This is a genomic window from Faecalibacillus sp. TM498 (genome assembly GCF_020589955.1).
Classification (GTDB): Bacteria; Bacillota_I; Bacilli_A; order Erysipelotrichales; family Coprobacillaceae; genus Faecalibacillus; species Faecalibacillus intestinalis.
On record NZ_JAJDKB010000003.1, the window covers coordinates 1 to 13,140 of the forward strand.

The following is a 13,140-nucleotide window of genomic DNA, read 5'->3' on the forward strand; positions in this document are numbered from 1 at the left end:
ACCTAATATTCTTATAAAATCTGCTTTCTGAAAGAGTAAATTCTACTTTTATTTTTCATTTTTTTAAAGTGGAATTTAACTTTTCACTTTAGCTGTAAAAGTCTTGTATTAAATATATGGAGGTAATTTTATGGAACAAAATATGACAGCATTAGTAAGTTTGTTTGCAAGAGCATATCATCAAAAAAATAAGGATATTAAAATTTTTGATGATCTTCTTTCAACAAAATTAATTACAGAAAAAGAGTATGAAATGATTGGGTTAAATATGTCACAGGGAATTTCATTTTTTAATCCCACTTTTAAAGGAAGTAAAGAAGAAGCTTTAAAATGGATTGTTGATCATCAACTATCACCTTCTGTTTTAGTAAGAAGTGCTTTTTGTAAAGAAGCAATTGAAGAGATGAAAGAAAAGGGATGTCAACAATATTTAGATTTTGCATCGGGTTATGATTCGTTTGCATATTATTATCAAAATCAAATGCATGTTTTTGAAATTGATAAAAAAGAAGTAATTGAAGATAAAAGACAAAGATGTAAAGATGTTGATATTGAAAATATTCAATTCTTATCAATTGATTTAAGTCAAGAAAATTGGATTAATACTTTATTACAAAGTGATTATCAAGAAGACCAGCTTTCAATCAGTAGTATGTTAGGACTAAGCTATTATCTTACAAAAGATGAATTTAAAAAGATGTTAAAACAATTATCTAAATATCTCTTAAAAGGTAGTCGTCTTGTTTTTGATTATCCAAGTATTCAAGAAAGTAAAGAAACAAAAATCAATGAAATGTTGGCAAAAGAAGCTGATGAATCAATGAAAGCAAAATACAGTTTTGCTGAACTTAAAGAGATATTAAATCAATGTCATCTCACAATTATTCAACATGAAAATCATCAAACAGTAACAGAAAAATACATATCTAATTATAATGCCTATTATAAAGATGATCCTATAAAGGCACCTGAAGGTGTTTGTTATTGTGTGGTAGAGAAATAAAACACTATTGTTTTGAAACAGTAAAATAGAAAAATATAAGAGGTATGAAGGTTTCTTAGTTTTTCTTTTTTTGTGCTAAAATAGAATTATAATTTAACTGATATAAAAGTATTGAAAGGAATGAAGAAAATGAAAGAAATATTAAATGTAAAAATAATCTACCATTTTTATCATCATGTGGTAAAAGCTGAATTGAAAAGAAGAGGCTTTCCGAAAGATGTTGCAAGAAAAATAGGTGAAGAGCATCATAAAATTATTCAACGTGCAAAAGATATTGGAAATTCAAGATTATTAAGTTCATATATTATGGGAAGTTATTTTATTGCAATGAATCGAAGCACAGGGAAACCGCCAAAAGAAAATTATGAAATATTTCGTGATGGACTTTATGCCTCTAAATTATTTCATAAAGTTATGGGAGATGCTGAGAGTTATTTAGATTCTAAGAAAATGGCAGGGAGACTACAATGGTCAAAAGAAAGTCATGAACACATTTATGAAAATGATTGGGTCGTTGATATTTTACCAGGTAATGATGAATATGATTTAGGATATGATTATCATGAATGTGGAATATGTAAACTTTGTCAAGATGAAGGATGCCCCCATCTTGCCGCTTATTTATGTCAAATGGATTATGTATTAGCGGATATTATGCATATGAAATTAGTAAGAACAAAGACAATTGCTGAAGGTGCAGGCTATTGTGATTTTAGATATAGTAAATATAAATAAAATTGAGGGGGTGGGAGGATTGATCATGAAAATACAAAGGATTCATCAAGATTTTTCGATATGTCAAGTTGAGGACTATTCACTTGTCAATTTAGAATCTAAATATTGTTTTATTGAAAAAACAGATGAAGAAAAATCTTTGGTATGCCTTACAAATGAAGTACCATCAAATGTTATTCGTCGAGACGATGGCTGGAGGGCATTTTGCATACAAGGTATTTTGGAATTTTCTTTAATTGGAATATTATCAAAGATAGTATCAATTCTTGCAGATCATCATATTTCAATTTATGCTGTTTCTACATATAATACAGATTATATTTTTCTAAAAAAAGAAAACTATCAAAAAGGATTAGAAGTTTTAGAAGCTGCAGGTTATCAGGTAATAGACTAAATAGTTTTGGAGGTAAATTTATGAGTGAATGGAATGCAACGCTGTATGATAATAAACATGATTTTGTTGCTGAATATGGGAAAGGTCTTTTAGAATATATTCCTCAAAATAAAAATCAATGTATTTTAGATTTAGGATGTGGAATAGGAACACTTATTGTTCAACTTAATAATTTAGCAAAAACAGTCATTGGTGTGGACCAATCTTAAAGTATGATTAAAAAGGCTCAAGAACAGTATTCCAATATAGAGTTTAGGGTATGTGATGCACTAGAGTTACCATTTGAAAATCAATTTGATGTTGTTTTTCAAATGCGGTATTTCATTGGATAAAAAATCATGAAACTTTATTAGATTATATCTATAAAGTACTAAAACCTAAAGGATTATTGATTTGTGAATTTGGTACGAGTGGTAATATTGCGACGATTGAAAATGCTTTTATAAAAGTTTGTCAAAATTTAATTTTCCAACAACTAAACATTTTGCGGATTTATTAACAAAGAAAGGTTTTATCATTGATAAAATTTATGATTATGATTGACCAACACCCTTAAAAGATCATGAAAGAGGATTAGAAAATTGGATGAGACAATTCTTTGCTTTTGAATTGGAAAAAATGTCAAAAGATATCCAAAGCAAAATTATTAAAGAAGTAGAAACTTTGACAAAGGATAAACTTTGGAAAGAAAATGAATGGATTGCAGATTATCGTCGATTAAGAGTAGTTGCACATATATAAAGGGGGGGAAAAATAATATGATTGGAGATATCGTTAAAGTCATCGTTGATCGACCACTTGGAAGCCAACATCCTCAATATAAAGAAACATATTATCCTATAAATTATGGTTTTGTTGAAGGAATCATGGCGGAAGATGAAGAAGAACAAGATGCTTATATTTTAGGCGTTGACGTTCCTGTAAAAGAGTTTGTTGGGAAAATAATTGCTATTATTCATAGAGATGATGATATAGAAGAAAAATGGGTTGTTGTCCCTCTAAATAAGTCATATACAAAAGAAGAAATAAAAAAGCAAGTTGAATTTCAAGAAAAATATTTCAAATCAGGAATTATTATGTAAAAAGGAGTGTAATAGATGATTTTGTGTTATTCAGGAACAGGAAATAGTCGCTATATAGCCCAAAGAATTGCAGATGAATTGCAAGATAATATAATAGATTTAAATAAAAAAATAAAAACGAATAATTATTCGTCAATAGAAACAGGAGACGATGTTATCCTTGTTGTTCCAACTTATGCTTGGCGTATTCCAAAAATTGTTTCCAATTGGCTTTATAAAACTAAATTCATTGGTGCAAAACGTATTTGGTTTGTTATGAATTGTGGTAGTGAGATAGGAAATGCTACAAAGTATAACTTAATGCTTGCAAATGATAAACATTTAGACTATATGGGAACAAAACAAATCCTTATGCCGGAAAACTATATTGCGATGTTTAATGCTCCACAATTAGAAGAGGCAAAAGGAATCGTAGAAAAAGCAGAAATAAATATAAAGGAAACTATTAAATATATTAGAGAAGGAAAATCTTTTTTGAAACCATGTCATAATCTTTATGATCGTTTTATGAGCGGACTTGTTAATCCTCTTTTTTATCATTTCTTTGTTAAAGCAGCTGCTTTTAAAGTCAAGGATACATGTACTGGTTGCAATCAATGTGTTAAGAAATGTCCAATGAATAATATTCAACTTATTGATGGAAAACCTGTTTGGGGAAAGAATTGTACACACTGTATGGCTTGTATTTGTTATTGTCCGCAAGAGGCAATTGAATATGGAAAGAAAAGTGTTGGCAAACCACGTTATCGTTTTGAACAATTGAAGATTAAATAATTTAAATGAGCTAAAGAGTATTCTTTAAGCTTTTTTAATTTACAAATGTTATAAAATTATATGTCAAGCTATCTATGTTAAAATATGTGTAGATATAAATAAGTTGTTATGAAAAAAATAAAAATTGTGAAAAATAAAGGAAATAAATAATTATATTGTTATTTATTTTTATAACGATTCTTTTCTTTAATGGTGAAAGCTTTTAGCTGAAAGATGGTCTTATATCCCTTCCTCAGCAATCAAAATAGCCTTCATAATATGTTTTATTTAGCGGGTTTTATTGATTATATTTGCTTATAAATTACAAAAGAAATTGAAAGTCTCGTTAATGGGGTGGAAAAAGAAAAGTATAGCACTTATTTCTGTTGTATTGACAACGGGAATTGTTTTAGAAATAGGTAAAAGTTATATAATGTACAGTCTTGATTTTGATGAAAAGGTAGAAAAATATGATCAACATATTGTACTCTATGTAGATAATATTTTTGTAAGGTCACGTTTTGCTATCCACATTATCAATATGAAGAAAATATCTTGCTTAAAAAGAAATTTAAATAAAAAAGAATTAAAAGATGCTATTCAAAAATATGGAGATCCAGATGATTCTTATCAAGAATGAAATAAAAAGGAATAAAATATGAAGACATATCTTTAACGATTACTCAAGAAATTGTTTCAAAGATGATGGGAAAGACCATAGATGGTTTTGGCAATGAAGAAGTTAAGTGTTTATCTCAAAAGGGTGCTGTTTTATATGAGGATTTGGAAGAAAATCTTAAAATATTATCTTTGGATTATAATGATAGAGGCTACGTTTGTAGTCTTTATTTATATGTTAAAATAGAGCTAGATAAGGAGTGGTTATATGAAAAGATATATGGCTTTGCTTAGAGGGATTAATATCAGTGGTAAAAATAAAGTAGTGATGGCAGAGTTAAAAAAGAGTTTGAAAGTTTAAAGTTTGAAGATGTTAAAACTTATTTAAATAGTGGAAATGTTATTTTTTCAAGTCGAGAAAATATTGAAAAGATTACAAAACAAATTGAGGAGATGTTAAAGAAAAACTATGATTTTAAAATACCTGTTTTTGTTTTAGAACAAGGTAAGCTAAAAGTTATTTTAGAACATGCACCAATTTGGTGGGGCAGTGATGATAAAATAATCTATGATAATTTAATATTTATGATTCCTCCAGTCACTTTTAAAGAAGTTTTTGAAGAAATTGGTGAAGCTAAAGAAGGATTGGAAAAAATTCAAAATTATAAAGATGTTATTTTTTGGTCATTTAGTCGAAAAGATTATCAAAAAACAAACTGGTGGCCTAAAACAACAAATACAAATGTTAGTAAAAAGCTAACAATTAGAACGGCTAACACGGTTAGAAAAATTGTTAGAATGTAAACAAATATAATTGATACGCTATTTATAAAAATAGTATCTTTTTGTTTAAAAATGGCTTTAACTAATTCAATTAGTTATAATACTAATATAGTTAGTTAAGGAGGATACTATGACTGAAACAAGGATTATAGAAGTAACTATAGAAATTATCAATCAAGAAGGGTTTGCCAATTTATCTTAGTGGCTAAAAAATTAAAAATAAAATCTCCATCTTTATATAATCGTATTTCTAATTTAGAAGATTTAAAAAATAAAATTAGTCTCTATGCTTGGAAACAATTAGAAGAAAAAATGTTTCTTTCTATTATTGAGGAAAGTGGCTATGAAGCCATAAAATGTATGGCATATGCTTTTTATGATTATGCAACAGAAAATAAAGGAATTTTCGAAGCCATGCTTTGGTACAATAAATATATGATAGAAGAGGGAAATCAAGTAACACATAATACTTTTGATATACTTTTTAAAATACTTAGGAAGCAAAATTTAAGTGATGAAACGATAAACCATTTTATTAGAACACTTAGAGTTTTTTTAGAAGGCTATGTTCTACTTGTGAATCACCAAGCTTTTGGACATCCTCTTTCTATTCAAAAAAGTTTTGATTTTTCATTAAACATTTTAATCAATGGTGTGAAAAATATGGAGGGGAAATAGGTGGAAGAATACATAAATATCACTTTAGATAATATTGATCAAGAACATATTTGTTGTGCTATAAGTGATAAAAAACATTTTGAAGGTGTTTTTAATAAAAAGGAATGGTTAAAAAAGAGAATAACAGAAGGTCATGTTTTTAGAAAACTTAATGTTCAAGGAAAAGTATTTGTTGAATATGCACCTCTAGAAAAAGCATGGGTTCCTATCGAAGGTAATGGTTTTCTATATATTTATTGTTTATGGGTTTCGGGAAAATTTAAAGGTCATGGTTATGGTAAGCAATTATTGGAATATGTTATTAATGATGCTAAAAAGAAAGGAAAACAAGGTGTTTGTGTAATATCTTCTAAAAAGAAGAAATCTTATCTGGCAGATAAAAAATTCTTTTTAAAATATGGATTTGAAGTTGTTGATCAAATTGAAGATTATGAATTATTATCGTTATCTTTTAATCATCAAAAACCCTCTTTTTGTAAAAATGTTAAACAAATGATGATTGATTCAAATCATATAACAATATATTATTCACCACAATGTCCTTTTACATTAAATTGTATATACGAAATTAAAGAATACATGAAAGATTGTAATATACAAGTTGATTTTATTAAAGTTGATACTTTGGAAAAAGCAAAAAACATACCATGTATTTTTAATAATTGGGCAGTTTTTAAAAATGGAAAATATGTTTCACATATTTTGTTAAATAAAAAAGGTTTTGAAAAATTATTAAATGATTAAAAAGAATGATAGATTGTTGGAAAATTGATTTTTAGGTAAAATAAAAAATATTTTGGTGTTGCTAAAAGGAATAATTTTTGATATTATGCAGTTAAGTTATACGACTGACGGAAGTGGAATAAACCACAGGGAGTATAATCGTGTAAAAGAGTCGACCGTCTGGGCTAATAATAGTCTGGATGAGTGGGCTCTTTTTTTGGTTGGTAGAGTAAAAAAACTAGTTTCACATATTGTCTTGTAATATAATGAAAGTGGTTAATAGAATCAATCAAAAAGAAAAAAAGAAAGGATGAACGACAATGTTAACTGATGTAGAAATTGCACAAAGTGCAAAGATGAAACCAATTGTTGAAGTTGCTCAAAAAGTTGGTTTAGATGAGGATGATCTAGAATTATATGGAAAATATAAAGCAAAGATTTCTCTTGAAGCTATTAAAAAACTAGATCAAAACGAAGATGGAAAATTGATCTTAGTAACAGCAATTAATCCAACACCTGCAGGTGAAGGAAAAACCACAACAATGATTGGATTATCACAAGCACTTAACAAATTAGGAAAGAAATCTGTAGTTGCAATGCGTGAGCCATCGCTAGGTCCATGTTTTGGAATCAAAGGTGGAGCTGCTGGTGGAGGATATGCGCAAGTTGTTCCAATGGAAGATATCAACCTTCATTTTACAGGAGATATTCATGCAATCACTGCTGCAAACAACTTAATTGCAGCGATGCTTGATAATTCCATTCATCAAGGAAATCCACTTAATATCGATGTAAGACAAATCGTTTGGAAACGTGTGGTCGATTTAAACGATCGTGCATTACGTCATACTGTTTGTGGACTTGGTGGTAAAGTAAACGGGGTTCCTCGTGAAGATGGATTTGATATTACCGTTGCTAGTGAAGTTATGGCAATTCTTTGTTTAGCGACTTCTTTAGAAGATTTAAAACAAAGAGCTGCAAAAATGATTGTCGCTTATACTTATGATGGAAAACCAGTTACTGTTGATGATATTGAAGCAACAGGAGCGGTAACACTTTTATTAAAAGATGCGATTAAACCAAATTTAGTTCAAACTTTAGATCACACACCAGTATTTGTTCATGGGGGTCCATTTGCAAATATTGCCCATGGATGTAACTCTGTTATGGCCACTCAACTTGCTATCAAGTTAGGGGATTATGCGATTACTGAAGCTGGATTTGGTGCTGATTTAGGAGCTGAAAAATTCTTGGATATTAAATGTCGTCAAGCAAATTTAAATCCTGAAGCAGTTGTTATTGTTGCAACTGTTCGAGCTTTAAAAATGCATGGTGGTGTTGCTAAAAAAGATTTAGGAAATGAAAATTTGGAAGCTTTAAAAGCTGGTTTAGGAAACTTAGAAAAGCATATTGAAAACATTGCAAAATTCGATTTACCTTGTATCGTTGCTATTAATGCTTTTTCAACAGACACAGAAGCGGAACTTCAATTATTAAATGAATGTTGCAAGAAACTTGGTGTTGAAGTAGCTATTAGTAAAGTTTGGGAAAAAGGTGCTGATGGTGGAATCGAACTTGCTGAAAAGTTATTAAATATTTTAGAAACAAAAGAAGCTAATTATCATCCACTTTATGATTTAGATTTATCAATTGAAGAAAAGATTGAAACAATTGTTAAAGAAATCTATGGTGGAGATGGTGTTGAATTTACAAAGAAAGCAAAAAATAAAATTAAAAAATATACAGAACAAGGATTAAGTCAATTACCAATTTGTGTTGCTAAAACACAATACTCATTATCTGACCAAGCTTCTTTACTTGGTCGACCAACAGGATTTACTGTTAAAATCAATGATATTATTCCATCTGCTGGAGCAGGATTCTTGGTTGCTATTTCTGGTGATATTATGCGTATGCCAGGACTTCCAAAACGTCCAGCCGCTGTCAATATGGATATTGATGAAGATGGAAAAATTATAGGATTATTCTAAAAAGGAGAGAAAGATGAAAGTTGCTATTATCATGGGTTCAACTTCTGATTTACCTAAAGTTGAACCAGCTATTTCGATTTTGAAAAATTATGGTGTTGAAGTGAATGTTCGTTGTTTATCTGCTCATAGAGCACATTTAGGACTTTCAAGTTTTATTAAAGAAACAGAAACGGATGGCACAGAAGTTATTATTACTGCTGCAGGAATGGCAGCAGCCCTTCCAGGTGTGGTGGCTAGTCAAACAGTTTTACCAGTTATTGGTGTTCCGATTGCAGGAAGTAATTTAGATGGAATGGATGCTTTATTATCCATTGTTCAAATGCCTTCGGGTATTCCAGTAGCGACTGTTGCTATTAATGGAAGTAAAAATGCAGCTTATTTAGCACTTCAAATTATGGCTATTAAACATAGTGAAATCAAAGAAGAGCTACTTAAAGAAAGAAAACAAATGGAAGCTGACGCAATGAAAGCTAACGATGAAGTCATAGAAAAATACAAATAGGGGGAAAAGAAAAATGGCAGAATTATTGTATGAAGGAAAAGCAAAACAAGTTTACAAAACTGAAAAGGAAGATGAATATTTAATTCATTATAAAGATGATGCAACAGCAGGAAATGGTGTTAAGCATGATAAGTTTGAAGGTAAAGGTGTTTTAAATAATACAATCTCTTGTATTATCTTTGATATGTTAGAAGAAGCTGGAATCAAAACACACATGATTAAAAAATTAAATGAAAGAGATATCTTAGTTAAAAAAGTAGATATCTTCCCATTAGAAGTTATTATTAGAAATATTACAACTGGATCTTTCTGTAGAAGATTAGGAGCACCTGAAGGAATTGTTTTAGATGAACCAATCTTTGAAATGAGTTATAAAAATGATGAATATGGTGATCCATTAATCAATGATGATCACGCTGTTGCTTTAAAACTTGCAACAAGAGAAGAATTAGCATACATCAAAGAAACAACATTAAAAATCAATGAATTATTAAAAGAATTCTTCTTATCAATGAATTTAAAACTTGTTGATTTTAAAATTGAATTTGGTAAAACAGCTGACGGTACAATTTTATTAGCTGATGAAATTTCACCAGATTCATGTCGTTTATGGGATGTTGATACAAACCAAAAATATGATAAAGATGTATTTAGACAAGATATTGGAGATTTAATTGAAACTTATAAAGCAGTTCTAGCAAGAATGCAAAATAAATAATTAAGGAGAATAAAGATGGATTACAAAAAAGCTGGAGTCGATATTGAAGCAGGTTATAAATCAGTAGAATTAATGAAAGAACATGTTAAAAAAACAATGCGTCCTGAAGTCTTAGGAGGACTTGGTGGTTTTGCAGGTGCTTTTGATTTAAGCGGAATTAAAAATATGGAAGAACCGGTTTTATTATCAGGAACAGATGGTTGTGGAACAAAAGTAAAACTTGCTTTTGTGATGGATAAACACGATACAATTGGTATTGACGCTGTAGCGATGTGTGTCAATGATATTGCTTGTTCTGGAGGAGAACCACTTTTCTTCTTAGATTATATTGCTTGTGGTAAAAACTATCCTGAAAAGATTGCTTCAATTGTAAGTGGTGTTGCTGAAGGATGTTTACAATCTGAATGTGCTTTAGTTGGTGGTGAAACTGCTGAACATCCAGGTTTAATGCCTGAAGATGATTATGATTTAGCTGGTTTTGCTGTAGGTGTTGTTGATAAAAAAGATATTATTGATGGTTCAACAATTAAAGCAGGAGATACACTTATTGGTATTGCTTCAAGTGGTGTTCATTCAAATGGTTTTTCACTTGTTAGAAAAGTGTTTGAAATGACAAAAGAATCATTAGATGCATACTATGATGAATTAGGAAAAACTTTAGGAGAAGCTTTAATTGAACCAACACGTATTTATGTAAAAGCTTTAAAAAATGTAAAAAATGCGGGTGTTAGAATTAAAGGATGCTCTCATATTACAGGTGGAGGTTTCTTTGAAAATGTTCCAAGAATGCTTCCTGAAAATGTAAGAGCAGTTATTAAAAAAGATAGTTATCCAGTACCAGCTTTATTTGATTTAATTCAAAAAAATGGAAATATTGAAGAACATATGATGTATAACACATTCAATATGGGTCTTGGTATGGTAATTGCAGTTAATCCAAAAGATGTTGATGCAACAATGAAAGCTATTGAAGATGCAGGAGACAAATGCTATGTTGTTGGAAATATCGTTGAAGGAGATAAGGGCGTGGATCTATGCTAAAATTTGCGGTCTTTGTTTCTGGTGGAGGAACAGATTTACAATCTATTATTGATGCCAAAAACGAAGGAAAGATCAATGGCGAAATCGCTCTTGTTCTTTCTAATCGTCAAAAGGCTTATGGCTTACAAAGAGCTAAAGATGCTGGGATTGAAACAGCGGTTGTCAAAAAAGATGATGCTTTGATTGTAAAGATGTTAAAAGAAAGAAATATTGATTTTATTGTCTTAGCGGGTTATCTAGCAATTTTAACGGACGAGTTAATTGATGCATATCCAAATAAAATTATGAACATTCATCCTTCCCTTATTCCTTCTTTTTGTGGACCAGGAATGTATGGAATGCATGTTCATGAAGCTGTATTACAACGTGGTGCAAAGGTTTCGGGGGCAACCGTGCACTTTGTTTCAAATATTGTCGATGGGGGACCGATTATTAAACAAGTTGCTTGTGATATATCGGATTTAGATACAGCGGATGATATTCAAAAAAGGGTGTTAGAGATTGAACATAAATTATTACCTGAAGTTGTAGGGTTATATTGTGATAATAAGATAAAAATTATTGATGGAAAGGCAAAGGTAATTTAAATGAAAAGAGCTTTAATTTCAGTTACAAATAAAGATGGGGTTGTTGATTTTGCTAAAGGATTAGTAGAATTAGGTTTTGAAATTGTATCAACAGGAGGTACAATGAAAGTTTTACAAGAAAATGGGGTTTCTTGTATTGCAATTGATGATGTGACAGGATTTCCTGAAATGTTAGATGGACGTGTTAAAACACTTCATCCAATGGTACATGGAGGACTTTTATATCGTCGTGATTTACCTAGTCATGTTGAAACAATTAAAAAACACGGCATTCATCCAATTGATTTAGTATGTGTCAACTTATATGAATTTGAAAAAGCTTTAAAAGCTGGTAAAGATTTACCAGATATGATTGAAAATATTGATATTGGTGGACCATCAATGATTCGTTCAGCAGCTAAAAACTTTAAAGATGTTTTAATTGTTACAGATCCAAAAGATTATGACAATGTTTTAGATGCGATTAAAAATGATACAACTGATTTTGATTTCAGAATGAATCTTGCTTATAAAGCATTCTCTATGACAGGTGCTTATGATGCAATGATTTCAAGATACTTTGCAGATCAAGTTGGAGATCAATTCCCAGATACATTAAATCTTTCATTAAAGAAAGTAGAACATTTACGTTATGGTGAAAACTCTCAACAAGCAGCTAATAAATATGAAGATAGCTATGTTCAAAAATCTTTATTAGATTATGAACAACTTCATGGTAAAGAAATTTCATTTAACAATGTAAACGATTTGTATGGAGCTGTTGCACTTGTTAGAGAATTTGAAGATCAAATCGTTACAGCAGCTATCAAACATTCAACTCCTTGTGGTGTTGCTATTGGAAATACAGGTTATGATTCTTATATGAAAGCCTATGAAGCTGATCCTCAATCTATCTTTGGTGGAATCGTTGCTGTTAACTATAAAATCGATAAAGCAACAGCTGAACAAATGCATAAGATTTTCTTAGAAATCGTAGCTGCACCAGATTTTGATGATGATGCTTTAGAAATCTTAAAGAAAAAGAAAAACTTACGTATTTTAAAACTTAAAAACTTAGATGCACGTGGTGCTAAATATGATATTAAATATCTTGAAGGAAAAGTATTAGTTCAAGAATTAAATACAAAAATGATTGATGAAATGAAAGTTGTGACAAATGCACAACCTACAAAAGAACAACTTACAGATATGGAATTTGGTATGAAAGTTGTTAAATATGTAAAATCAAATGCAATCTGTATTGTTAAAAATGGTGTAACACTTGCTATTGGTGGAGGACAAACATCAAGAGTATGGGCTTTAGAAAATGCTATTCATAATAATCCAGATAAAGATTTCAATGGTTCAGTACTTGCTTCAGATGCTTTCTTCCCATTCAATGACTGTGTTCAAGTGGCTGCAGATGCAGGTGTTCAAGCAATTATTCAACCAGGTGGTTCAATTAGAGATCAAGATTCAATTGATTTATGTAATGAAAAAAATATCCCTATGGTATTTAGCGGATATAGACACTTTAGACACTAGGAGGCTTA

The 13,140-nt window shown here is 30.0% G+C and carries 16 protein-coding genes, 2 pseudogenes and 1 riboswitch; all 18 genes and pseudogenes read left to right on the top strand.

Annotated elements, in window-relative coordinates; genetic code table 11:
• Positions 1-130 precede the first annotated feature (130 nt).
• The 18 genes and pseudogenes from LJD32_RS01575 (at position 131) to purH (ending at position 13,132) form a co-directional block, all read left to right on the top strand.
• Positions 131-1,003 (top strand): class I SAM-dependent methyltransferase, encoded by an 873-nt coding sequence (locus tag LJD32_RS01575; protein WP_227391619.1) that lies wholly within the window; start codon positions 131-133, stop codon positions 1,001-1,003.
• Between the two features lie 129 nt (positions 1,004-1,132).
• Positions 1,133-1,738 carry an L-2-amino-thiazoline-4-carboxylic acid hydrolase gene (locus tag LJD32_RS01580; RefSeq protein ID WP_227391620.1) on the top strand — a complete coding sequence of 202 codons (606 nt, stop codon included), beginning with the start codon at positions 1,133-1,135 and terminating at the stop codon, positions 1,736-1,738.
• A 25-nt stretch (positions 1,739-1,763) separates the two neighbouring features.
• Positions 1,764-2,132 (top strand): ACT domain-containing protein, encoded by a 369-nt coding sequence (locus LJD32_RS01585; RefSeq protein WP_175300946.1) that lies wholly within the window; start codon positions 1,764-1,766, stop codon positions 2,130-2,132.
• Between the two features lie 20 nt (positions 2,133-2,152).
• The gene (locus LJD32_RS01590; protein WP_217498398.1) at positions 2,153-2,341 is read left to right on the top strand and encodes a class I SAM-dependent methyltransferase; all 189 of its coding nucleotides are present in this window, start codon (positions 2,153-2,155) and stop codon (positions 2,339-2,341) included.
• Between the two features lie 3 nt (positions 2,342-2,344).
• Positions 2,345-2,631: pseudogene (locus tag LJD32_RS15590) on the top strand (class I SAM-dependent methyltransferase).
• 86 nt (positions 2,632-2,717) lie between these two features.
• Entirely contained in the window at positions 2,718-2,873 is a 156-nt protein-coding gene (locus LJD32_RS01600) for a hypothetical protein (protein WP_217498397.1), read from the top strand.
• Between the two features lie 17 nt (positions 2,874-2,890).
• Positions 2,891-3,214 carry an inorganic diphosphatase gene (locus LJD32_RS01605; protein WP_227391621.1) on the top strand — a complete coding sequence of 108 codons (324 nt, stop codon included), beginning with the start codon at positions 2,891-2,893 and terminating at the stop codon, positions 3,212-3,214.
• Positions 3,215-3,229: 15 nt separating this feature from the next.
• Positions 3,230-3,988: an EFR1 family ferrodoxin gene (locus LJD32_RS01610; protein ID WP_227391622.1), complete on the top strand. Its 759-nt coding sequence runs from the start codon at positions 3,230-3,232 to the stop codon at positions 3,986-3,988.
• A gap of 280 nt (positions 3,989-4,268) precedes the next feature.
• Positions 4,269-4,607, top strand: coding sequence for a hypothetical protein (locus LJD32_RS01615; protein ID WP_227391623.1), 339 nt, complete (start codon positions 4,269-4,271; stop codon positions 4,605-4,607).
• Between the two features lie 306 nt (positions 4,608-4,913).
• Positions 4,914-5,389, top strand: a pseudogene (locus tag LJD32_RS01620) (DUF1697 domain-containing protein).
• 180 nt (positions 5,390-5,569) lie between these two features.
• The gene (locus tag LJD32_RS01625) at positions 5,570-6,046 is read left to right on the top strand and encodes a TetR-like C-terminal domain-containing protein (protein WP_227391624.1); all 477 of its coding nucleotides are present in this window, start codon (positions 5,570-5,572) and stop codon (positions 6,044-6,046) included.
• Complete coding sequence (locus tag LJD32_RS15440) at positions 6,047-6,790, top strand: GNAT family N-acetyltransferase (RefSeq protein ID WP_227391625.1); 744 nt, start codon at positions 6,047-6,049, stop codon at positions 6,788-6,790.
• A 90-nt stretch (positions 6,791-6,880) separates the two neighbouring features.
• Positions 6,881-6,962, top strand: a riboswitch (ZMP/ZTP riboswitch).
• A 127-nt stretch (positions 6,963-7,089) separates the two neighbouring features.
• Positions 7,090-8,760 carry a formate--tetrahydrofolate ligase gene (locus LJD32_RS01635; RefSeq protein ID WP_227391626.1) on the top strand — a complete coding sequence of 557 codons (1,671 nt, stop codon included), beginning with the start codon at positions 7,090-7,092 and terminating at the stop codon, positions 8,758-8,760.
• A gap of 13 nt (positions 8,761-8,773) precedes the next feature.
• A complete protein-coding gene (purE, locus tag LJD32_RS01640) occupies positions 8,774-9,262 on the top strand; it encodes a 5-(carboxyamino)imidazole ribonucleotide mutase (protein WP_119363455.1) in 489 nt (162 codons plus the stop codon).
• A 13-nt stretch (positions 9,263-9,275) separates the two neighbouring features.
• Positions 9,276-9,980 (top strand): phosphoribosylaminoimidazolesuccinocarboxamide synthase, encoded by a 705-nt coding sequence (gene purC, locus LJD32_RS01645; RefSeq protein WP_032090145.1) that lies wholly within the window; start codon positions 9,276-9,278, stop codon positions 9,978-9,980.
• 15 nt (positions 9,981-9,995) lie between these two features.
• A complete protein-coding gene (purM, locus tag LJD32_RS01650; RefSeq protein WP_032090144.1) occupies positions 9,996-11,021 on the top strand; it encodes a phosphoribosylformylglycinamidine cyclo-ligase in 1,026 nt (341 codons plus the stop codon).
• Positions 11,015-11,608 (top strand): phosphoribosylglycinamide formyltransferase, encoded by a 594-nt coding sequence (purN, locus tag LJD32_RS01655; RefSeq protein ID WP_032090143.1) that lies wholly within the window; start codon positions 11,015-11,017, stop codon positions 11,606-11,608. Before purM ends, purN begins: the two co-directional genes overlap by 7 nt.
• Positions 11,609-13,132, top strand: a complete 1,524-nt coding sequence (gene purH, locus LJD32_RS01660; RefSeq protein WP_227391627.1) for a bifunctional phosphoribosylaminoimidazolecarboxamide formyltransferase/IMP cyclohydrolase — start codon at positions 11,609-11,611, stop codon at positions 13,130-13,132. It begins immediately after the preceding gene.
• The last annotated feature ends 8 nt before the right edge of the window (positions 13,133-13,140 follow it).